Source organism: Ruegeria sp. CDSC025, from assembly GCF_059610805.1.
This window is the reverse complement of sequence record NZ_JBXWOJ010000001.1, coordinates 521,128-543,287: the sequence shown is the minus strand read 5'-3', so window position 1 is coordinate 543,287 and position 22,160 is coordinate 521,128. Positions and strand designations below refer to the sequence as shown.

22 protein-coding genes and 1 tRNA gene are annotated in these 22,160 nt (G+C 55.3%); 14 read left to right on the top strand and 9 right to left on the bottom strand.

The genetic code is table 11. The features are described from left to right. The first annotated feature begins 90 nt into the window (after nt 1-90). The 9 genes from iscR (at nt 91) to AC2FH8_RS02690 (ending at nt 7,748) form a co-directional block, all read left to right on the top strand. Nucleotides 91-549 carry a Fe-S cluster assembly transcriptional regulator IscR gene (iscR, locus tag AC2FH8_RS02730; RefSeq protein WP_142633731.1) on the top strand — a complete coding sequence of 153 codons (459 nt, stop codon included), beginning with the start codon at nt 91-93 and terminating at the stop codon, nt 547-549. 48 nt (nt 550-597) lie between these two features. Beyond that, nucleotides 598-1,677, top strand: coding sequence for a cysteine desulfurase family protein (locus tag AC2FH8_RS02725; protein ID WP_271947168.1), 1,080 nt, complete (start codon nt 598-600; stop codon nt 1,675-1,677). Between the two features lie 18 nt (nt 1,678-1,695). Further along, on the top strand, nt 1,696-3,216 hold the full coding sequence (sufB, locus tag AC2FH8_RS02720) for a Fe-S cluster assembly protein SufB (protein WP_496688135.1): 1,521 nt from the start codon (nt 1,696-1,698) through the stop codon (nt 3,214-3,216). A gap of 70 nt (nt 3,217-3,286) precedes the next feature. Further along, nucleotides 3,287-4,042 (top strand): Fe-S cluster assembly ATPase SufC, encoded by a 756-nt coding sequence (gene sufC / locus AC2FH8_RS02715; RefSeq protein WP_142633737.1) that lies wholly within the window; start codon nt 3,287-3,289, stop codon nt 4,040-4,042. Next, nucleotides 4,042-5,322, top strand: a complete 1,281-nt coding sequence (gene sufD, locus AC2FH8_RS02710) for a Fe-S cluster assembly protein SufD (RefSeq protein ID WP_282027396.1) — start codon at nt 4,042-4,044, stop codon at nt 5,320-5,322. Before sufC ends, sufD begins: the two co-directional genes overlap by 1 nt. Next, nucleotides 5,322-5,807, top strand: a complete 486-nt coding sequence (locus AC2FH8_RS02705) for a YIP1 family protein (protein WP_282027397.1) — start codon at nt 5,322-5,324, stop codon at nt 5,805-5,807. The genes sufD and AC2FH8_RS02705 overlap by 1 nt, the downstream gene beginning before the upstream one ends. After that, nucleotides 5,804-6,370, top strand: coding sequence for a YIP1 family protein (locus AC2FH8_RS02700; RefSeq protein ID WP_142633743.1), 567 nt, complete (start codon nt 5,804-5,806; stop codon nt 6,368-6,370). Before AC2FH8_RS02705 ends, AC2FH8_RS02700 begins: the two co-directional genes overlap by 4 nt. A 14-nt stretch (nt 6,371-6,384) precedes the next feature. After that, nucleotides 6,385-7,605 carry a cysteine desulfurase gene (locus AC2FH8_RS02695; RefSeq protein WP_281972083.1) on the top strand — a complete coding sequence of 407 codons (1,221 nt, stop codon included), beginning with the start codon at nt 6,385-6,387 and terminating at the stop codon, nt 7,603-7,605. A 66-nt stretch (nt 7,606-7,671) separates the two neighbouring features. Beyond that, nucleotides 7,672-7,748: transfer RNA gene (locus AC2FH8_RS02690), tRNA-Arg, on the top strand. Between the two features lie 166 nt (nt 7,749-7,914). On the opposite strand, the gene mepK is transcribed toward AC2FH8_RS02690, so the two are convergent. Beyond that, nucleotides 7,915-8,484, bottom strand: a complete 570-nt coding sequence (gene mepK / locus AC2FH8_RS02685; RefSeq protein WP_142633747.1) for a peptidoglycan L,D-endopeptidase MepK — start codon at nt 8,482-8,484, stop codon at nt 7,915-7,917. Between the two features lie 355 nt (nt 8,485-8,839). On the opposite strand from mepK, the gene AC2FH8_RS02680 reads away from it, so the two are divergent. The 4 genes from AC2FH8_RS02680 to AC2FH8_RS02665 are packed head-to-tail and all read left to right on the top strand — an operon-like array spanning nt 8,840 to nt 13,080. After that, nucleotides 8,840-10,444, top strand: a complete 1,605-nt coding sequence (locus AC2FH8_RS02680) for a L,D-transpeptidase family protein (protein WP_496688131.1) — start codon at nt 8,840-8,842, stop codon at nt 10,442-10,444. A 36-nt stretch (nt 10,445-10,480) separates the two neighbouring features. Next, nucleotides 10,481-11,572: a UDP-3-O-(3-hydroxymyristoyl)glucosamine N-acyltransferase gene (gene lpxD / locus AC2FH8_RS02675; protein WP_271947158.1), complete on the top strand. Its 1,092-nt coding sequence runs from the start codon at nt 10,481-10,483 to the stop codon at nt 11,570-11,572. Nucleotides 11,573-11,604: 32 nt separating this feature from the next. Next, nucleotides 11,605-11,862, top strand: coding sequence for an acyl carrier protein (locus AC2FH8_RS02670; RefSeq protein WP_142633752.1), 258 nt, complete (start codon nt 11,605-11,607; stop codon nt 11,860-11,862). 9 nt (nt 11,863-11,871) lie between these two features. After that, entirely contained in the window at nt 11,872-13,080 is a 1,209-nt protein-coding gene (locus AC2FH8_RS02665; protein ID WP_271947157.1) for a beta-ketoacyl-[acyl-carrier-protein] synthase family protein, read from the top strand. A gap of 40 nt (nt 13,081-13,120) precedes the next feature. Here AC2FH8_RS02665 and AC2FH8_RS02660 read toward each other — a convergent pair whose 3' ends face one another. After that, nucleotides 13,121-13,738: an invasion associated locus B family protein gene (locus AC2FH8_RS02660; protein ID WP_282027399.1), complete on the bottom strand. Its 618-nt coding sequence runs from the start codon at nt 13,736-13,738 to the stop codon at nt 13,121-13,123. A gap of 433 nt (nt 13,739-14,171) precedes the next feature. Between AC2FH8_RS02660 and AC2FH8_RS02655 the strand changes: the two genes are divergently transcribed. After that, entirely contained in the window at nt 14,172-15,713 is a 1,542-nt protein-coding gene (locus tag AC2FH8_RS02655) for a helicase HerA-like domain-containing protein (RefSeq protein WP_496688129.1), read from the top strand. 36 nt (nt 15,714-15,749) lie between these two features. Here the strand turns inward: AC2FH8_RS02655 and AC2FH8_RS02650 are convergent, their stop codons facing one another. From AC2FH8_RS02650 to AC2FH8_RS02620, 7 genes are all read right to left on the bottom strand, one after another. After that, nucleotides 15,750-16,001, bottom strand: a complete 252-nt coding sequence (locus AC2FH8_RS02650) for a hypothetical protein (protein WP_142633761.1) — start codon at nt 15,999-16,001, stop codon at nt 15,750-15,752. 176 nt (nt 16,002-16,177) lie between these two features. Further along, on the bottom strand, nt 16,178-17,620 hold the full coding sequence (locus AC2FH8_RS02645; protein WP_496688127.1) for a branched-chain amino acid ABC transporter permease: 1,443 nt from the start codon (nt 17,618-17,620) through the stop codon (nt 16,178-16,180). Then, on the bottom strand, nt 17,617-18,627 hold the full coding sequence (locus AC2FH8_RS02640; RefSeq protein WP_496688125.1) for a branched-chain amino acid ABC transporter permease: 1,011 nt from the start codon (nt 18,625-18,627) through the stop codon (nt 17,617-17,619). The genes AC2FH8_RS02645 and AC2FH8_RS02640 overlap by 4 nt, the downstream gene beginning before the upstream one ends. Beyond that, a complete protein-coding gene (locus tag AC2FH8_RS02635; protein WP_496688123.1) occupies nt 18,627-19,100 on the bottom strand; it encodes a hypothetical protein in 474 nt (157 codons plus the stop codon). The genes AC2FH8_RS02640 and AC2FH8_RS02635 overlap by 1 nt, the downstream gene beginning before the upstream one ends. A gap of 4 nt (nt 19,101-19,104) precedes the next feature. Continuing rightward, nucleotides 19,105-19,935, bottom strand: coding sequence for an ABC transporter ATP-binding protein (locus AC2FH8_RS02630; protein ID WP_271947146.1), 831 nt, complete (start codon nt 19,933-19,935; stop codon nt 19,105-19,107). Then, nucleotides 19,932-20,720 (bottom strand): ABC transporter ATP-binding protein, encoded by a 789-nt coding sequence (locus AC2FH8_RS02625; protein WP_271947144.1) that lies wholly within the window; start codon nt 20,718-20,720, stop codon nt 19,932-19,934. The genes AC2FH8_RS02630 and AC2FH8_RS02625 overlap by 4 nt, the downstream gene beginning before the upstream one ends. A 130-nt stretch (nt 20,721-20,850) precedes the next feature. Continuing rightward, on the bottom strand, nt 20,851-22,032 hold the full coding sequence (locus AC2FH8_RS02620; RefSeq protein WP_142633772.1) for an ABC transporter substrate-binding protein: 1,182 nt from the start codon (nt 22,030-22,032) through the stop codon (nt 20,851-20,853). Between the last annotated feature and the right edge of the window lie 128 nt (nt 22,033-22,160).

Below are 22,160 nucleotides of genomic sequence, written 5' to 3'. Positions count from 1 at the left end.
AGTCGGCGCAAGGGCGCTGTCAGTCGGAGATACGCACTGGCAGCGGCGGCGTCAATGATTTCGCGCGTTAACTGCCATAAGGGAATGAGAATGAAGCTTTCGACCAAGGGTCGTTACGCGATGGTGGCCTTGGCTGATATCGCTCTTCAGTCTTCTGACGGACTGGTAACGCTGAGCGAAATTTCCGAACGGCAGGACATCTCGTTGCCTTATCTTGAACAGCTGTTCGTAAAGCTGCGCCGGGCCGAGCTTGTCTCGTCAGTGCGCGGTCCGGGCGGAGGTTATCGGTTGGCGCGCCCTGCGTCGGAAATCCGTGTAGTCGAAATTCTGTCCGCCGTCGACGAAACTGTAGACGCGTTGAAAAAAGGGGCAGGGGCTTCGGGGGCCTCATCGGGCAGTCGTGCGCAATCGCTGACCAACCGATTGTGGGAAGGGCTGAGTGCCCATGTTTATGTGTTTCTGCATCAAACGCGGCTTTCTGATGTGATCAGGAACGACTTGGCGCCCTGTCCGGCTGTTCCTAATCTGTTTGCGGTCGTGGACGAGTAAGATGAATTTGCTTTGTCCAAGTCCCTTTGGCTGCCAAAAGGTGCATCCATGAATCGTGTTTATCTGGATCATAACGCCACAACGCCAATTCGCCCCGAAGCGCGCGATGCGATGATCACGTCAATGGATCAGATCGGTAACCCTTCCTCGGTTCACGCTGAAGGACGAGCGGCAAAGGCCATGGTCGAGCGTGCACGGGCGCAGGTGGCCGAAGCTGTCGGGTGCCGACCGCAGGAAGTTATTTTCACCTCTGGTGCGACCGAAGCGGCTCGGGTCCTGCAGAATAGACCGAATAATTGCGATGTGTTCGTCGATGCAACGGCGCATGACGCGCTTTGGTCGCATCTTGATCTATCGAACTGCAACGAACGCCCGTTCGGTCCTGGTCACATCTTAGCAATGGGGTTGGCGAATTCGGAAACAGGTATCGTTACCTTGCCACCGAAAAAGGTCGAAGGTCAGTGGCCCTATGGCGCACGGCGCGCCGATTGGTTGTTGCTGGATATTACACAGGCTGTTGGCCGTATTCCCTTTTCCTTCGCCTGGAGCGATGCGGATATGGCGGTTCTTTCGGCGCATAAAATCGGCGGTCCTAAGGGTGTTGGCGCTCTGATCCTAAAACAAGGGCTGGACATCAACCCGCTTGCGGTTGGTGGCGGGCAGGAAATGGGCCGGCGCTCCGGGACGGAAAACGTTGTTGGAATCGCGGGTTTTGGTGCCGCTGCCGAGGCCGCAGTGAAAGATCTGGCTAACGGTGTTTGGGAAAATGTTGCTAAATTTAGAAATATTCTAGAGAACGCACTTGAGGCCGGATCGAAAGCGACTATTTTTGTCGGGAAAGATCAGGAGCGACTCCCCAACACTTTGTGTTTTGCAACTCCCGGATGGAAAGGGGAGACGCAGGTTATGCAGATGGATCTGGCTGGATTTGCGATCAGCGCAGGTTCGGCCTGTTCAAGTGGCAAGGTAAAAACCAGCCGAGTTCTGACGGCAATGGGATATGACGAGGTAACGGCAGCCAGCGCAATTCGCGTATCGCTCGGCCCTTGGACGACAGAAGATGATGTGCTGCGTTTCGCGGATACGTGGCTGGAAAAAGAGAAAAAGCATCGCGCGCGTGCCGCGTGATCTGACGGAGGATAAGTCATGGCCGCTTTGGACCAGACTCAGGTAAAAGAAGGTGTCGATCAGGAAACCGTTGATGCGGTGCGCGAGGCCGGAACCTATAAATACGGCTGGAACACCGATATCGAGATGGAATACGCCCCAAAAGGCGTGAACCCCGATATCGTCCGTCTGATCTCGGACAAGAATGAAGAACCGGAATGGATGACCGAATGGCGTCTGGCCGCGTTCGAACGCTGGACCAAGATGGAAGAGCCGAAATGGGCGATGGTCAGCTATCCTGAAATTGACTTTCAGAACCAGTATTACTATGCCCGTCCGAAATCGATGGAGGTAAAGCCGAAATCGCTGGATGAAGTGGATCCGAAGCTGCTGGCTACTTACGAAAAGCTTGGTATCCCACTGAAAGAACAGATGATTCTGGCTGGCGTCGAAGGCGCCGAGGATATGCCTGCTGAGGGCCGCAAGGTGGCCGTGGATGCGGTGTTCGACTCGGTGTCCGTTGGCACAACTTTTCAGGCCGAACTGAAAAAGGCAGGTGTGATCTTCTGTTCGATTTCTGAAGCGATCAGGGAACACCCCGAGCTGGTCAAGAAATACCTGGGCACTGTGGTTCCGGTATCCGATAATTTCTATGCCACGCTGAACTCGGCCGTGTTCTCGGACGGGTCATTTGTCTACATCCCGCCGGGCGTACGCTGCCCGATGGAGCTGAGCACCTATTTCCGCATCAATGCGGAGAACACCGGTCAGTTTGAACGTACCCTGATCATTGCCGATAAAGGCAGCTATGTCAGCTACTTGGAAGGCTGTACTGCGCCTCAGCGCGACACTACGCAGCTGCATGCTGCCGTGGTCGAAATCATTATCGAGGAAGATGCCGAGGTAAAATACTCGACCGTTCAGAACTGGTACCCCGGGGATGAGAATGGCAAGGGCGGCATCTATAACTTTGTGACCAAGCGCGCGGATTGCCGCGGCGACCGGTCCAAGGTGATGTGGACGCAGGTTGAAACCGGCTCGGCCGTGACGTGGAAATACCCGTCCTGCATCCTGCGCGGCAATGAAAGCCAGGGTGAGTTCTATTCGATCGCGATTGCCAACAATTATCAGCAGGCCGATACTGGCACCAAGATGATCCACCTGGGCAAGAACACCAAGTCGCGGATCGTGTCCAAAGGCATCAGTGCGGGCAGGGCGCAGAACACCTATCGCGGGCTGGTCTCGATGCACCCGAAAGCCAAGGACAGCCGGAATTACACCCAATGTGACAGCCTGCTGATCGGCGATAAATGCGGGGCGCACACGGTTCCCTATATCGAAGTCAAGAACAACTCCTCGCGGGTCGAGCATGAGGCGACGACCTCGAAGGTCGATGATGATCAGCTGTTCTATTGCCGTCAACGCGGAATGGACGAGGAAGAGGCCGTGGCCCTGGTCGTCAACGGGTTCTGCAAGGACGTGCTCCAGGCGCTGCCGATGGAATTTGCGATGGAAGCCCAGCAGTTGGTGGCCATCAGCCTTGAGGGATCTGTGGGTTAATCCCAACCTTACCTGAATTCAGAACATACGAGGGGGCATGACCCCTTGCGATACGTCAAAGGAATAAAACATGCTGGAAATCAAAAACCTGCACGTCAAACTTGAAGAAGAAGACAAGCAAATCCTCAAAGGTGTCGACCTGAAGGTTGAGGCTGGCAAGGTACATGCGATCATGGGGCCAAATGGCTCGGGCAAATCGACGCTCAGCTATGTGCTGTCCGGTCGGGATGGGTATGAAGTGACCGAAGGCTCGGCGACCCTTGGTGGTGAGAACCTGTTCGAGATGGAACCGGAAGAGCGCGCAGCAGCCGGTGTTTTCCTGGCGTTCCAATATCCGGTTGAAATCCCAGGCGTTGGCAACATGACCTTTCTGCGCACCGCTGTGAATTCACAGCGCAAGGCCCGCGGGGAAGAAGAGCTTTCGGCAGCCGATTTCCTGAAAGAGGTGCGCGCCAAGGCCAAATCGTTAAAGATCGATGCGGATATGCTGAAGCGCCCTGTGAATGTTGGCTTTTCTGGCGGTGAGAAAAAGCGCAACGAAATACTGCAAATGGCCATGCTCGAGCCCAAAATGTGCATTCTGGACGAGACAGATTCCGGTTTGGATGTAGACGCGATGAAACTGGTTGCCGAGGGCGTGAACGCGCTGCGCGACGAAGCGCGTGGTTTCCTTGTTATCACGCATTATCAGCGCCTTCTGGACCACATCAAACCTGATGTCGTGCATATCATGGCCGATGGGCGGATTGTAAAAACTGGCGGTCCCGAGTTGGCACTTGAGGTTGAAAACAACGGTTATGCCGACATTCTGGCCGAGGTGAACTGATGGCGTTGCCCCAAGCAAAACAGACTGCGACGGAGGAGCGGCTGGCCGTCCTGTCGTTGCCCGATGCCGGATGTACTCGCGCTGCGCGCGAGGACGCGATTGCCCGTGTGCGCCAAATGGGCTTGCCCAGCCGGCGCGACGAGTACTGGAAATACACCCAACCCGATACGCTCGTATCGGCTGATGCAGCGCATGCGGCGCTGTTCGAGTCGGACGAGCCGCAAATGTTCGACGAATTCGACCGCTTGAAGATTGTCTTCGTTGACGGAGTGTTCAATCCCGAAGAGTCCGATGATCTGACACTCGAAGGTGTTTCGATCGACCGGCTTGAAGATATTTGCTGCAAAGATATCCATTGGGCCAAAGACTTGTACGGCGTTCTTGAAGCAAATGGACAAGTCCCGGTTCAGCGCCCGCTGGCCGCATTGAACACCGCATTTGCATCAGACGGCGTGGCCATCCATGTGACCGGTAAGCCATCGAAACCGATCAGCCTGATCTATCGCCATGCGTCCGAGGATTCGGATGCGATCCTGCATCACGTAGTGCGGGTCGAAACAGACGCCGAGGTTACCATTCTCGAAAACGGGCCGGCGGCATCGCGTTTCAACAAATGTATGGAAATTGACATTGCCGATGGTGGCTCGCTGCACCATGTGCGGGCCCAGGGTCGTGACCACGAGCGTCGTGCGGCGACGCATATGTTTACACGGTTGGGTGCCAATTCGGTCTACAAATCCTTCACCCTGACCATGAACGGTGTTCTGACCCGGAACGAACAGGTGATCGAATTGACCGGCGATGATGCGGTGGCGCACGTGGCCGGTGCCTGCGTCGGAGATGGCGACTTTCACCATGACGACACGGTATTCGTCACCCATGACGCGGTTGGTTGCGAAAGCCGCCAGGTGTTCAAGAAGGTGCTGCGGAACGGCGCGACCGGCGTGTTTCAGGGCAAGATCCTTGTGAAAGAGGGCGCCCAGAAAACAGACGGGTATCAGATCAGCCAGTCTTTGTTACTGGATGATGATAGTCAGTTCCTCGCCAAGCCCGAGCTTGAGATCTATGCCGATGACGTTGTCTGTTCGCACGGTTCGACATCAGGTGCGCTTGATGAAACGGCTCTGTTCTACCTGCGGTCTCGGGGTGTGCCCGTCAAAGAGGCAACAAATTTGCTGACCTTGTCGTTCCTGGCCGAGGCTGTGGAAGAGATCGAGGATGAAAGCCTTGCGGAGGCTGTGGTTGACCGCCTTGAAGGCTGGCTTTCTCGGCGAAGCTGATGCCGGTAACGTCGGATATAGTGGCCACATACCGTGGACCAGGCCGGGTTGTAAGCCGGCTTTTGGATTTGGGCGAACGTGAGGACCGCGCTTTGGTCTTTGTAATGGCGTTCTGCGTGGTGGCATTCATTGCGCAACTGCCACGTTTGTCCCGACAGGCGCATCTCGAAGATCTCGAGCTTAACATGCTGTTGGGCGGTGCCTTGCTTGGAACTGTCATTATCTTGCCGCTGTTCTTCTACCTTCTGGCCTTCGTGTCCCACGGTGCGGCGCGTCTGTTCGGCGGAAAGGGGACTGCCTATGGCGCAAGGTTAGCTCTGTTCTGGGCGTTGCTATCTTCGACGCCGTTGATTTTGCTGAACGGCCTTGTCGCTGGTTTTATTGGTCCGGGGACAACCATGACCACTGTCGGGTTGGTTTGGTTCGTCGTATTCCTGTGGTTCTGGTTTTCGGGCCTTAGGCAAGCGCAAAGGTATGCGGAATGAATCCGGCCGTGCTGAGTCAGATTGCTGTTCTGACCCTGACCAACCCTGCCGAAGCGGCAAGACGGTTGCTGGATCTGCGTCCCGGGCGTGAAGTTGTCTGGCTGGCATTCTTTCTGGCTGTCGTTCTGAACGGTGCCATCCAAATTGGTATCGAACAGATGGTCCCTGTCCCCCAGGGTGAACCGCTTCCCGTTTCTGATCCTGTTATTCTGAACCTTCTGCGTTCGTCAGGCGCGATGCTGCTCAGCGTGGTGGCTCTTCTTTTTGTTGGTCGTACTATCGGGGGCGTTGCGACATTCAAAGATATCCTGATCCTGACGATCTGGCTGCAATTCCTTCAGATCGCAGCGATGTCGGTGACGCTGATCGTTTCGATGGTTGTTCCATTTATGATGGTCATGTTTTTGCTGGCGACCGCACTTGTCAGCCTTTACGTCTCAATGCATTTCCTGAATGAAGCTCATAAGTTCAACTCGATGCTGAAATCTTTTGGGGTCATTCTGTTATCCGCACTGATTTCAATCTCATTTGTCCTCATGTTCACACCCAGCGGCCCGGTCTAGGGAAGAAAAATACGATGTTCGATCTGCAGAAAATTCGCGCTGACTTTCCGATCCTGTCCCGAGAGGTAAACGGCAAGCCGCTGACCTATCTGGACAATGGAGCATCAGCTCAGAAGCCACAGGTTGTCATTGACGCTGTGACGCGGGCTTATACCGAAGAATATGCAAATGTGCATCGCGGGCTGCACTATCTGTCCAATCTGGCGACCGAGAAATACGAATCCGTTCGTGGAACTATTGCCCGATTTCTGGGCGTAACGGATGAAGATGAAATTGTTCTGAACTCGGGCACGACTGAAGGCATCAATCTGGTCGCCTATGGCTGGGCGATGCCGCGTCTTCAGGCCGGGGACGAGATCGTCCTGAGTGTGATGGAGCATCATGCAAACATCGTACCCTGGCATTTCCTGCGCGAGCGTCAGGGAGTGGTGTTGAAATGGGTGGATGTGGATGCGGATGGTGGGCTTGATCCGCAAGCTGTCATTGATGCCATCGGTCCAAAAACCAAGCTGGTCGCGGTGACCCATTGTTCGAACGTGTTGGGCACGGTTGTGGATGTCAAAGCAATCACCGAAGGCGCCCATGCCAAAGGCGTCCCGGTGCTGGTGGATGGCAGTCAAGGCGCCGTGCATATGCCGGTCGATGTCCAGGATATCGGCTGCGATTTCTACGCCATCACCGGGCATAAGCTTTATGGCCCATCAGGATCGGGAGCGATTTACATCAAATCTGACCGAATGGCCGAAATGCGCCCGTTTATCGGTGGCGGTGACATGATCAAAGAGGTCAGCAAGGATCAGGTGATCTACAATGATCCACCGATGAAATTCGAGGCGGGAACTCCTGGTATCGTGCAAACCATCGGACTGGGCGTCGCTCTGGACTATCTGATGGATTTGGGGATGGACAACGTTGCTGCTCATGAGGCCGAGATCCGAGACTATGCGATGCAGAGGTTTGCAGGGCTGAACTGGATTCAGCTTCAGGGGACACGGCCGGACAAAGCGGCGATCTTTAGCTTCACTTTGGACGGTGCAGGCCACGCACATGACATTTCGACGATTTTGGATAAAAAGGGCGTCGCTGTTCGGGCCGGGCACCATTGTGCTGGACCATTGATGGATTTCCTCGGAGTCACCGCGACATGCCGCGCCAGTTTTGGTCTCTATAACTCGAAAGATGAGGTCGATACCCTGATCGAAGCGCTTGAACTTGCGCATGATCTGTTCGCGTGAAACCTGTTTGATCCGGGTCGATTTTCAGTTGCACCCGGACCGGAACAAGGTTAGCTAACGGCTCAGGCACCTGTAGCTCAGCTGGATAGAGCGCTGCCCTCCGAAGGCAGAGGCCAGAGGTTCGAATCCTCTCAGGTGCGCCATTTCTTGAATATTTGGGCTCGTATTGAAAATCACCTGCGACAGCCGGTTTGCGCAGGGTTTATGAGGCTGCCTGAGTAGAATAGGCACCTCCACAATGGCAGATAAATCTGCTCATTCAAACGGTTAGGTGACCGACAAAGTTCTCTTGACGACAGGCGGGGCGGATCAACCGCCCCAGCTTCTTACCACACCGCAATCCATATGCACGAAGTTCGAGCGGTGGTATTTGCCAACACCACCAGCACGGCAAGACATCGCCGCTTTGGCCATTTGCGAGACCGAACGAGATGACAGGCGGAGGTCGGCTGCCTGGCCTTTCATGTGCAACGAATTCTTGGCAACACGGCGCGACCGTGACCGCAGCATCGCGTTGGTCTGCGGCGAGCGATAGCCCGACAGCAGCATATAGGGTTCGTTGACATCCAACAGATTATGCGACGCCGCCATGATGTCGATCGTGCGGAGGTCCATATCCTTGGCCTGGTCGGTGCGCCAATCGCGCATGAAGTGGTTCACTTCTTTGACCGCGTCTTTGATGTATTTACCGTCAACCCAATAGATCATATCGATCCGCTCGCCAGTGCGTCCGGAATACATGCGAATACGGCGAATATCACCACCGCCACGAAGGAATCCTGCTGCATTGGAGTAGGTTGGAGTTGCTACAACTGCTGTAGCTGCGAATGCGCCCAATAAAGCACGCCGGGTCAAACCCGAGGAACTGCTCGTCGTCATTTTGTGTTTCGTCCCGTACTGTTCCTGCCTGCACACGATGTTACGCGCGCTGTATTAATTTATTCCCATCCCAGATGAGGGATTTATGACACAGTCGTGAAGGGCGGCCAAGAAGTCTTTCAAATTCATCTTTTCAAGGGGGAATTTTCGGCAGTTTTTTGCGCAGGTGGTGCAAAATGGCAAAGATCCAACGTCTTAGGCCGTCGCGGAAATCTGTCCGATGCAAACAAGCATCACGCTTGGGTATAAGCACGAAATTGATGCATTTGTGAATAGACAATGGGTTTCAAGCAAAACCATAATTGTTCGGCATTGCCTGAAACGGCGTATTATATTGAAAATTCAAGGGCTCCAAATGTTCTCTGTTCTTCGTGCAAGCACCGGTATTGCTTTGGCCGCATGTTTTCTGACGACTTCGGCGATGGCGAACACTGAGGCCAAGCCTGACACCGCATTCCAGATGGCGGTTGCCGAATTTGCACCTTCCGGGTCTGAGATTGCCGATTTCTACCGTGAAAGAGGATTCGTGCCTGTTTGGATTGGCGACACGGCTGCACATGCTGAACGTCGTCAACGGTTGATTGAGGGGCTTTCTGCGGTCGAATTACACGGGCTACCCGCGAACGCCTATGATGCGCAGGGCTTGGTTGACCGGCTTCAATCAGCAAAATCAGCGCGTGAGCTTGGGGCGATTGAGGTCGAGCTGACGCGCGTTTTTGCGGCCTATGCACAAGACATGAGGACAGGCCTTTTACGACCATCCGATATAGACGATGGATTGGTCAGGAAGGTCGAGCCGACCTCGACAGCAGGGCATCTGCGTGGACTGACGACCTCGGAGGATGCAGCCTATTTCGATCAGTTGGCGCCAAGCTCGACCCAGTATCGGGCTTTGATGAAGCAGAAACTTGCGCTGGAAGAATTGGTTCGCCAAGGCGGTTGGGGAACTACTGTTCCGCAGGCTAAGCTCGAACTGGGAGATACGGGACCCGCCGTAATAGCGATGCGTAACCGACTGGTTGAAATGGGTTTTATGAATCCAACAGCCAGCCCTGTTTTTGACGATGCCTTGCTGGCAGGCGTTCAGCGGTTTCAGATCGCACATGGTCTTGCCGCAGATGGCGTCGCGGGGCCGGGCACAATTACTGAGCTGAACCGCACTGCTTCGGATCGTCTGAAGGCCGTCTATGTCGCGCTGGAGCGTGAGCGCTGGTTGCCGCGCGAGCGCGGTGAACGCCACATTCTGGTCAATCAGGCTGATTTCTCAGCCAAGATTGTTGATGACGGCTTTATTACCTTTGAAACCCGCGCCGTGATCGGCAAGAACACCCATGATCGTCGCAGCCCTGAGTTTTCGGACAAGATGGAGCATATGGTCATTAACCCCAGCTGGTATGTCCCACGCTCGATCATCACCAAGGAATACCTGCCGCAGCTGCAGTCCAACCCAAATGCCGTTGGGCATATTCAGATTACCGATCGCAGTGGTCGCCAGGTCAATCGCGGGGCAGTAGATTTCACCCAGTTCACCGCAAGCAACTTTCCATTTGCGATGCGCCAACCGCCCAGCAAAAGCAATGCCCTGGGGCTGGTGAAGTTCATGTTCCCCAACAAGCACAACATTTATCTGCATGATACACCGCAGAAAAGTCTGTTTGCTCGGGAATCTCGTGCCTTCTCGCATGGTTGTATCAGATTGGCTCAGCCTTTCGAATTCGCTTACGCACTGTTGGCGAAGCAAGAAGAAAACCCAAAGGCATTTTTCCATCGGATTCTCGCGACAGGAAAAGAGACCACTGTGAAGCTTGAGCAGCATGTTCCTGTCCACTTGATTTACCGCACTGCCTTTATTGGCCCGAAAGGTGAGGTACAGTACCGTCGCGACGTCTATGGCCGTGATCAGAAAATCTGGAATGCTCTGCAGAAAGCAGGGGTGGCCCTGCCGGACGTTCAGGGGTAATCACCGGGGGAAGGTCCTAGTTCCGGGAAGCCCCACATGAAATATACAGTTCAACAAATCGCAGATGCCCTTGACGCTGAGTTCCAGGGCGATGCCAGCTTGGTCGTACATGCTGCTGCTGAACCGTCGGATGCAACTGCCACTGATCTGGCGATGGCGATGTCGCCGAAATATGCCGAGGATCTGGGATCGGGTTCGGCGCAGGTCGCCATCCTTTGGGAAGGTGCTGACTGGCAGGCGTTGGGGCTTAAGGCAGCAATATTCGTTCGACGACCGCGCATGGCGATGGCCGGGATCACATCCATGCTGGATAAAGGGCAGGGCTTTGGATCCGGGGTTCACCCTTCTGCAGTCATCGACCCAACTGCGGATGTAGCAGATGGGGTCTCAATCGGCCCTCTGGCAGTCATTGGTGCACGGGCCCGGGTCGGCAGAGGGGCGAATATCGGACCGCATTGCGTCATCGGTATGGATGCTGTGTTGGGCGAAGACGCGGTTCTGCGCGAAATGGTCAGCATTGGTGCCCGTGTACAGATCGGGGATCGTTTTATCGCGCAACCAGGGGCAAGGATCGGTAGCGACGGGTTCAGTTTTGTTACGCCCGAAGTTTCGGGGGTAGAGAACGCGCGCAAGACCTTGGGGGATGCAGGAGACGCCAGCGCGCAAAGCTGGCTGCGCATTCATTCGCTTGGTTCTGTGGAAATTGGCGACGATGTCGAGATCGGTGCGAATTGCACGATCGACAACGGGACCATTCGTAATACTCGCATCGGGAATGGCACAAAACTGGATAATCAGGTCCATATCGGCCACAACACGCGCGTTGGTAATGACTGTCTGCTGTGTGGTCAGTCTGGTATTTCCGGTTCGGTTGAGCTTGGCAATAACGTGGTTCTGGGTGGGCAATCAGGCGTCTCGGACAATATTTTCGTTGGCGACGGGGTGATTGTCGGCGGTGGTACCAAAATCCTGTCAAACGTACCTGCCGGTCGTGTGTTGATGGGCTACCCGGCTGTGAAGATGGAAACCTTTACTGATGTCTATAAGGCGCAGCGTAGATTGCCGCGGATGCTTCGTGACGTGGAGGCGTTGAAAAAGGCTGTTTCCAAACAGCCTCCGAGCGATTAAATCACATTCAACGTGATAATCAGAGGATCGATATGAGCATCACCGACCGCGTCATTGCCATCATTGCCGAACAAGCCGTGTTGGAGCCTTCGGATGTGACGCCCGAAAGTACGCTCGAAGATCTGGGGATCGACAGCCTGGGGCTGGTCGAGAGTATCTTTGCCATCGAAGAAGAGTTCGACATAACCGTTCCGTTCAATGCCAATGAACCAACGGCCAGTGACTTTGACATCTCAAATGTCGCCGCGATCATTGCTGGGATCGAAAAGCTTGTGGCAGAAAAGGTCTGACCCAAGCAAATGAAACGGGTAGTAATAACCGGGGCAGGCACGATCAATTCGCTTGGTCATTCAGTTCCAGATACGCTTGAGGCGATGCGGGAAGGCCGTTGTGGCATTTCGGAACTTGAATTTCGAGACGTCGACAGGTTGGCGATCAAGATCGGTGGCCAGGTCCGGGGGTTCGAAGCCGAGGGCCGGTTCAACCGCCAACAGATGACTCTGTATGACAGGTTTACACAGTTTACCCTGACCGCGGCCAAAGAGGCCATAGATCAGTCCGGGATCGAATTCCACGGTGAGTTGGCTGCACGATCTGGCGTGGTTCTGGGAACAGCAGGTGGTGGCGTTTCGACCTGGGACGACAACTACCGTTCAGTCTATGAGGACGGGAAGAACAGGGTCCATCCATTTGTTGTTCCTAAACTTATGAACAACGCGGCGGCAAGCCACGTATCGATGGAACATAACCTCAAAGGTCCCAGCTTTACGGTATCGACTGCTTGTGCCTCATCGAACCATGCGATGGCGCAAGCCTTTCAGATGGTGCGCAGCGGGGCGGCCCCTGCGATGATCACCGGCGGCTCAGAATCCATGTTGTGCTTTGGTGGCGTTAAGGCCTGGGAAGGGCTGCGGGTGATGTCCAAGGATGCCTGTCGTCCCTTTAGCGCCAACCGAAACGGTATGGTGCAAGGAGAGGGAGCGGGCATCTTCGTGTTCGAGGAATACGAACACGCGAAGGCGCGTGGGGCAGAAATTTTGTGCGAAGTTGTTGGTTTCGCGATGACCTCGGATGCATCAGACATTGTAATGCCCAGCAAGCAGGGCGCTGCCCGTGCGATGTCAGGGGCGTTGTCTGATGCTGGCCTGAATGCCAATCAGGTGGGTTATATCAACGCCCATGGCACAGGTACTGCGGCCAATGACAAAACGGAATGTGCCGCTGTAGCTGGCGTTTTCGGCCCGCATGCGGACGAACTTTTGATCTCATCCACCAAGTCGATGCATGGTCACTTGATTGGCGGAACCGGCGCGGTAGAGCTTTTGGCCTGTATCATGGCCCTGCGAGATGGGGTGATTGCACCGACGATTGGCTACGAAGAACCAGATCCGGAATGTGCTTTGGACGTTGTGCCCAACGAGGCACGCGATGCGAAAGTCGAGGTTGCGCTAAGCAACGCTTTCGCTTTCGGAGGTCTGAACGCAGTACTTGCCTTGAAGCGGGTTTGAGAAAGCCGCTGGGTTAAACGGCTTTCTCGAAATGTAGTCTTCAGTTGGTTGCGACATCAACAATGTCGTAACCTGCAGTAAACCCGGACAAAGATAGGTCAAGTTCGATCACCTGATCCGGCGCGGGCGCTGGAACGATGGTCAAAGTCGCCTTGCTGCCCTGCTTCATTGCGTCGATATCCCCTTGGGTCAGGCCGATTTGGGCAACGCAGCCAACAGGGTTACAAAACGAATAGTTGTAGCGTTTGGCAGGCGCCCCGTCGATTGAGAGGGTCAGCTGCGCTTGCAACAGTGTTTCAAGCGGAACCAAGATATTTGCTCCGGCTACAGCCGAACCGCCTTCGGGTAGGCGGAACATGGAAAACTCAGCCATAGGCACATCTTGCGGGCCATTTATGACCTGCAGCAGCGAACACAGATCTTTGCCCGCGTTCATCTTCAAACAGTTCAGGCTCCAGTCGCCGAATTTTTCTTTGTCATAGCGCTGTCCGACCTTGACGGTTTCATCGACCGGCTGCCCCAGGTCGAGACCATTGTCCACCTGCTCGGTCGTAGGGGATTCGGTGGCAGGTTCTGCCGTGTCGGTGGTCTCTTGCGCCAGTGCGGCGCCGTTGAAAAGAAAAGCTGCCGCAACAAGCTTTATCGGTGTCCTGAACATAATTGCCTCGTGATTGTTGATGTGGCTTTTCGCCGGGTCTAGCACCACTGGCGCGCAGTGTCAGGCATTATGCAGCATAAAAAGGCAGAAGTGATCGGAATCTCGCCTGAGGCCCCGTGGGCAACACGTGTGGCCAAGATAAAAGGGAGCCGGTGGAGCGGCTCCCTTTCATGAATTTTTCTCCCCGTCGGACCGGCCGACTTAATTATGAGCAGACGTTACGAGAGGGCGGCGCGGTGGTCAACTGCTAACCTGAAAATTTAATTATGAAGCTATGGTGGAAAAAGGGCCGCGCGTGAACGCGCGGCCAGTCGACAGGGAGGAAGTTTGTTGACCGCGCAATTCTCATACACGAACAACCAGAAAACTATCGCAGCCAAAGGTTAACTTTGTATGCTGGGCGGAGATCGGTAGGAAACAGGGCCTTAAGCATATGAGTGAGAACATATTTCTTGGCGGTGGTGGCGCAGATTACAGCCAACCGCAGACGTTGTCGTTGAAATACGCCAACCGCCACGGCCTGATCGCCGGTGCGACCGGTACTGGCAAGACCGTGACGCTTCAGATCCTGGCCGAGGGGTTTTCCAAGGCTGGGGTGCCGGTGTTTCTGTCTGACGTCAAAGGTGATCTGTCTGGGTTGGCGCTGGCGGGCAGTGAAAGTCACAAGCTACATGGGGCATTTCAGAAGCGTGCCGAAACCATCGGATTCACGGATTACGAATATGCCGCTTGCCCGGTCACTTTCTGGGATCTGTTCGGTCAGCAAGGCCATCCGGTTCGAACCACAGTATCCGAGATGGGACCTTTGTTGTTGTCCAGGCTGATGGACCTGAGCGAAGCACAAGAAGGCATTGTAAACATTGCATTTCGGGTTGCCGATGAAGAAGGTATGCCCCTGTTGGATATGAAAGATCTGCAAGCCCTGTTGGTCTGGATCGGAGAGAACAGAGCAAATCTTTCGCTGCGCTATGGGAATGTCTCAACCGCCTCGATCGGTGCCATCCAGCGACGGTTGTTGGTTCTTGAAAATCAAGGGGGCACCAATCTGTTTGGCGAACCTGCCCTGGAACTGGCCGATCTTATGCGCACCGATGTCAACGGGAATGGCATGGTAAACATCCTGGCCTCTGACAAGCTGATGGGATCACCTCGGCTGTATGCGACGTTCTTGTTATGGCTGCTGAGCGAACTGTTTGAAGAGTTGCCCGAAGTCGGCGATCCGGACAAACCCAAGCTGGTATTTTTCTTTGACGAAGCGCATCTGTTGTTCGAAGACGCGCCCAAAGTGCTTGTGGACAAGGTCGAGCAGGTCGCCCGCCTTATCCGATCAAAGGGCGTAGGGGTTTATTTCATCTCGCAAAACCCGGCAGACATACCAGAAGATATTCTGGGTCAGTTGGGTAACCGGGTACAGCATGCTTTGCGAGCCTTCACCGCCCGAGACAGGAAAAACCTTCGCCTTGCGGCTGAAACCTACCGCGAGAATCCAACCTTTGATACAGAGGCCGCCATCCGTGAGGTTGGCGTGGGCGAGGCGGTTACCTCCATGCTGCAAAAGAAAGGGGTTCCGGGCATCGTCGAACGCACTTTGATCCGTCCCCCTGGGTCACAGTTGGGGCCGATTACCGCTGCCGAACGGCAAACGGTAATGAATGCGTCTCCGATGAAAGGCAAATACGAAACCCGCATAGATCGCAGATCAGCCTTTGAGATGCTCCAGGCGCGGACTGATGCCGCAGCACAGGCCGCAGCCGAGGCAGAAGAACAGCTTGAGTCTCAATCGATTGCAGAACGCGAATTTGCCACGGCTCGCCGATACTCAGGTAGCAAAGTATCGCGGTCTTCTTCGCGGATCGTGCGAAAGAAAGACACCTTTGCCACCGCCATGAGCGAGGCCGTCATTAAAGAGCTTAAGGGAACAACCGGGCGCAGGATCGTCCGAGGCATTCTGGGCGGGTTATTTCGTAATCGTTGAATGGCGGGCCGGGCTAATTGCCCGGCCTCACAACGGTCACTTCAGGCGGCGTTGGCCTTCTTGTCTGCAATATGCATCAGCCTCGGGGACGGACATTTTTGTTGCCGGAAAGTCGATTGCCCGGTCCCAGTCCACGCGGTTCTGCCGGTAGAGCTGGCATGTTACCACGCCCTTGGGGGTCTGGACTTTGACCGGAGTGGTTTCCAGATCTTTTGGTGACGGAATACATGCGGTCAAAGAGGCAAGAACCGGCAACAGAATGAGTGTCTTTGTAAGAGTGGTTTTCATCGGTGTTTTCTATTCCCTGCGGGCAAATGGTAGTAGTCTGCACAAAGGCAAATATTTGGTGAACACGACTGTGAAACTTGTCAGGCCGATGAGTTGCTCTAGTAAGTTCCTCACTCAAAAGCAAGAAACCGCACCAATTTCTTGACGCGGTTCCATATATTGGAGGTTCTGTGGCCCTATTTCTCGGGGATCAACCCTCTTGGGCTGAATCTAAGAACAATCAGCAGAATCATCCCCATCGTGAACAGTCGCATATGGGCCGCGCTGTCGATCAGATGCGTCTTGAGCGCACTGCCATCGGGCATTCCGGACGTGATCAGGTTCATAAGCCACAACCCAATCGGTTCGACCTGGACCCACAGGAACCAGATGAGGAACGCGCCCAGCACCGCACCAAAGTTGTTGCCCGATCCGCCCACGATCACCATGACCCAGACCAGAAATGTAAAGCGCAGAGGGTTGTAGGTACCCGGCGTCAACTGCCCGTCCAGCGTTGTCATCATTGCGCCCGCGATACCGCAGATGGCAGAGCCCAGAACGAAGATTTGCAAATGGCGGCGGGTGACATCTTTACCCATCGCCTCGGCTGCAACCTCGTTGTCACGGATGGCGCGCATCATGCGGCCCCAGGGGCTGCGCAGCGCCATCTGGGCCATCCACAGCAGGATCAGAAGAACAACCATGAACAGCAGGGAATAGCCCAGCTTGACCGACAGGGTCGAGGCGATGACAGGGTCCAGCCCAAACCAATCGGCACGGGCAATGAAGGATGGATCCTGCTGCAGCTCAACCTCATAGCCGACCACGGGCGAGGGGCGTGGGATGCCGTAGACATTCTTGACACCTCGGGCCAGCCAGTCCTCGTTTTTCATGATTGCGATGATGATTTCGGCAATCCCAAGCGTCGCAATCGCCAGATAGTCCGAGCGCAGGCCAAGGGCTGTTTTGCCGATCAGCCAAGCGGCACCGGCGGCCAGCACGCCGCCCGCGGGCCAGGCCAGCAGAACCGGCAGATTCAACCCGCCAAGGTTGCCCGCAACGGCTGGGTCAATGGTTTCGACACCAGCAACGCTGGGGTCAAACACCGCACGGTAAATGAAAAACCCGGCGATCAGAATGGCGACGATGGCAATCGTCTGTACACGGCCCCTAGGCATTTTTGTTGCCACCAGAACCGCCGCAACGACGGTCGCAGCCCCCAACAGCAACGAAAGGACGATCCCGTATCCTCCGGATGACCACGCGCCGGGTGTCGGCGGGGTTGAGACCAGCACAACCGCCAGCCCGCCCAGCGCAACAAAGCCCATAACACCAACGTTGAACAGGCCCGCAAAGCCCCATTGCAAGTTCACCCCAAGCGCCATGATGGCCGAGATCAACCCCATGTTCAGGATCAGGATTGCTGTGTTCCATCCCTGCACCAAGCCAGTTGCCAGAATTAGAACGGCGACCGCAGCAAAAAGAACCGAGTTTTTCAGCCGCTCGTTGTCCGTTTGCACAGCATATCGGTACGTCCATCCTAGGGCGACCTCCGCGATTCCGGCAATCAGTCCGACGGTGCCAATAGTTGCTCCGGCGATCAGAGGAATAGCAATCGATGCAATGAGACTCAGGATCATACTGCTTTCCCCTTAAACAGACCTGTGGGCTTAAACAGAAGCACGATGAGCAAGATAACAAAGCTGACCGCGAATTTGTAATCGGTGGACAGGAGTTGGACCAACCCCGAGGGCTCTAGATGTTCCGGTGCCACATAGGTCAGCACCTTTTTCCACGCATAGGTGATCGTCACCTCGGAAAACGCGATGATGAACCCGCCCGCGATAGCGCCCAACGGGTTGCCGAGGCCGCCGACGATGGCCGAAGCGAAGATCGGCAGCAGAAGCTGGAAATAGACAAAGGGCTTAAAGCTCTTGTCCAACCCGTAAAGCACACCCGCAGTTGTCGCCAGCGCCGCGACAAGGATCCAGGTGATCATCACCACACGTTCAGGGTTGATGCCGGACAGCAGCGCCAGATCCTCGTTATCCGAATAAGCGCGCATCGACTTGCCGGTGCGGGTTTTGTTCAAAAACCAGAACAAAAGTGCCACGGCGACAACGGCCACAACCACGGTAATGCCCTGAGAGGTCTTGATCGCCAGCCCCTCACGCAGCCCGGTCATCGCCTTGAATTCCCGCGCTGAAACGATGAACCGCTCACCGTCCGAGAACCTTTGATCATCCGGCCCGATTATGAACCGCACCAGCCCGTTCATGATGAACATCACGCCCATCGAGACGATCACCAGAATGACCGGCTTGGCCTTTTGTTCCCGGTAGAAACGGTAAACCATCCGATCCGTGATCAGAACCAGAACGATACAGCCGAGAATGGCAAAGGGCAGGGCCAGCAGAGCGGTCGGTAACGGCCCGAAACTGACACCGGCGGCCTGCAGACCCCATGTGACCAGCACCGCGATCATCGCACCAAAGGCCATCGTGTCGCCATGGGCAAAATTCGAGAACCGCAGGATGCCATAGATCAGCGTCACCCCCAACGCGCCCAGCGCCAACTGGCTGCCATAGGCGATTGCGGGAACAAGGACGAAGTTGGAGAGCGCCACAAGGGCGTTGAGGAAGTCCATTAGTTTACCGCCTCGCATGAACCGTAGTGGTTGGATACACCAAATGTAGCTGACAAATGCTCAGAGTACGCAATTTCATTTGAAGTCAAATCAATCGATGCCATCGCAACTGAGTCGCCGAACCCCGGTAAGATGATCGTGATTTGATTGCCAATTTTAGTACCTGTTGCATCACTTTGCTTTGTAGCTTCGATCCAGCTACCTTTTTGCACCGAGTAAGCTGATCCGTCGTCCGCACCAGCGTTACCGTTAATATTGCTGAGCGCGATTTCGACCAGTTTCTCGGTATTTGCACACCTTCCTCTTTCACATGCCTCAGTTATCGAACACCTGAGCACGTTTCCGCCTTGGGCGAGAATTTCGGTCGCTGCGCTGGATAATTCTTGTTCTGCGGCGAGTGCTGGAGTTTTACAAACCAGAAGTAAAATAAGTAGGTACGGCACCAAGTACTTAAGAGAAGATGCTTTTTTCATCAACTTATCCCCCCAAGAAACTCTTACGAACCTCTGGATCGGCCAGCAGTTCCTTTCCCGTGCCGGTATAGGCATTCCGCCCCTGAACTAGCACATATCCCTTATCCGCGATCTCCAAAGCCTGGCGAGCGTTCTGCTCAACCATCAGGATCGGCAAACCGGTGCGCGACACCTCGATGATCCGGTCGAACAGCTCATCCATCACGATTGGTGAAACACCGGCGGTGGGTTCGTCCAACATCAGCACTTTGGGCTGGGTCATCAAGGCGCGGCCCACGGCGACCTGTTGGCGTTGACCACCTGATAGCTCCCCGGCAGCTTGATTGCGTTTGTCACGGAGAATGGGAAAGAGGTCATAGACCTGTTCCATCGTGTCTGAAAAGTCGTCACGACGGATGAAGGCACCCATCTCAAGGTTTTCTTCGACCGTCATCGATGTGAAGATGTTCGAGGTCTGCGGAACAAAGCCCATCCCCTTGATCACCCGATCCTGGGGCGACAGGTTGGTGATGTCTTCTCCGTCCAGTCGCACAGATCCCGCGCGGACATCCAGCATCCCAAACACGGCCTTCATTGCAGTGGATTTACCGGCGCCGTTGGGGCCAACGATTACAGCGATTTCACCGGCATCGACTGAAATCGTGCAATCATGCAGGATATCCGGGCCCTTGCCATAGCCGCCGGTCATGGTGTCGCCGATCAGGAATGGGCCACCTTCGACGCGGTGCGTCTTTCCGCTTTTGCGATGTGCGGGCGTCATCGTGCCCATGCCTTGGGTATTGGTGATCGAGGCATCCTTGTTGCCGTGGTCATCCTGATAAGGATTATCGCTCATGCCCCGGCCTCCAGCTTGTCTTTGTTCTTCAGGCCGGTGCCCAGATAGGCTTCGATCACATGCTCATTGGCTTTGATCTCGTCCAGAGTGCCCTGGGCCAGAACCTTGCCCTCGGCCATACAAATGACCGGGTCGCAGATTTTGCCGATGAAATCCATGTCGTGTTCAATGACCACAAACGTATAGCCGCGTTCCTTGTTCAGGCGCAGGATTGTGTCGGCGATAGTCATCAGCAGAGTGCGGTTCACACCCGCGCCGACCTCGTCCAGAAACACGATCTTGGCGTCGACCATCATGGTACGGCCAAGTTCCAGCAGCTTTTTCTGCCCGCCCGAGACCTGACCGGCCTTGTGATCGGCCAGATGTTCGATGGTCAGAAACTCCAACACCTCATCAGCCTTAGCCTTTAACGCGCGCTCTTCATTAGCGATGCGTTTGCGGCCGAACCAGGTGTTCCAAAGCGATTCCCCGGATTGCGCGCCGGGCACCATCATCAGGTTCTCTCGGCAACTCATCGAGGAGAACTCATGCGCGATCTGAAAAGTGCGCAGCAGACCTTTGTGAAATAGATCATGCGGTGGCAAGCCGGTTATGTCCTCGCCATCCATGAACACGCGCCCAGAGGTGGGCGGGAGCACACCCGCGATCACGTTGAACAGAGTTGTCTTTCCGGCCCCGTTCGGCCCAATCAGGCCGGTGATCGAACCCTTCTGGATTTCCAGCGATGCCCCATCCACCGCATGAAACCCGCCGAAATGCTTATGCACGTCCTCGACGACGATCATCTTTTCCCCTAGCCGCCGTTTTCGGCGTTCTTGTTTTCACACCCTCATTGAAGAGGTGCGGTCTTTTTTCACTGAAGCAGCCCGGACACAAGGTCCGGGCTGCTTATTTTCAGGTCTTCTTAGGCCAAAATCAACGGAAGTTGACGGTCTTGTTTTCGCCGTCGGTGACTTCGATCTCGCGATACGAACCTGCGCTTTCGCCGGGGCCGATCAGCTCAACGCCGGACGCGCCGACATAGTCGATGTCTTGACCAGCGGCCAACAGTTCCAGACCTTTGGCCAGCTCACCCGGATAGATCTTCTCTCCTGGAGCGTTGGCAACATCTAGGATCTTGCTGCCGTAGTCGGCCGGGTTGGTCGAACCAGCGGCCTGCATCGCCAGCATGAACAGCGCTGCGGCGTCATAGCTTTCAGGCGAATAGGGCGACGATCCGTCAAAACCGGCGGCTTCGGCCATGGCAAAGTACTTTTCAGCACCTTCACCACCTGAACCGGCGATCTGACCGAACGAGCCGTTCAGGTCGGGACCGACATTTGCGGGCAGCGAGTCACCGATCATGCCGCCCGGCAAGCCGAACGTGTCGAATGCACCGCTGTCCAGCGCTGACTGAATGATGCCCAGTCCGCCCTGATCGAGATACCCGGCTACAACCAGAATGTCGCCACCGGCCGAGGCCAGCGCGCCAACTTCGGCCGAGTAGTCCGCTTTGCCATCTTCATGCGCTGCCACGATTGTGACTTCGCCGCCCGATGCCTCGAACGAGGACTGGATCGCGTCTGCCAGACCCTTGCCATAGTCGTTGTTGGTGTAGGTCAGTGCGATTGAAGTGATACCGCGATCATTCAGGATATCTGCCATCACTTGACCTTCACGCGCATCCGAAGGGGCGGTGCGGAAGAACAGGCCGTTATCCTCCATGGTCGACAGGCCGGGCGAGGTCGCCGAGGGCGAGATCATGACCATCCCGTTCGGGATCGCGACATTCTGCAGGATCGCTCCGGTCACGCCAGAGCAGTCACCGCCAATGATGCCGGCAACGCCGTCGGCAATCATGCGTTCACCGTTCGAGGTGGACAGGCCGTTGTCGATACAGCCGGTATCAGCGCGCGATGCGGTGACGGTCGAGCCATCCAGCAGTTTGCCGGATTCGGTGACTTCGGCCATCGCCATCTCGGCGCCTGAACCCATAGCGGGTGCCAGCGATTCAATCGGTCCGGTAAAGCCGAACAGAACACCCAATGTGACGTCTTCGGCCATAGCTGCGCCCGAAAGAAGGGCGGTTGCTGCAGTTGCTGTAAGCAGCTTTTTCATATGGTTACTCCCAGTTGTGAACGTATTCGTTCTGGGCATGACCCTAGGCAAGCTGTTCGAAAAAGAAAAGTCCTAACGCAAACGTGTTTTTGTGGCGCACAGTTCTAGTTGTTCAGATGTGCCCGGCG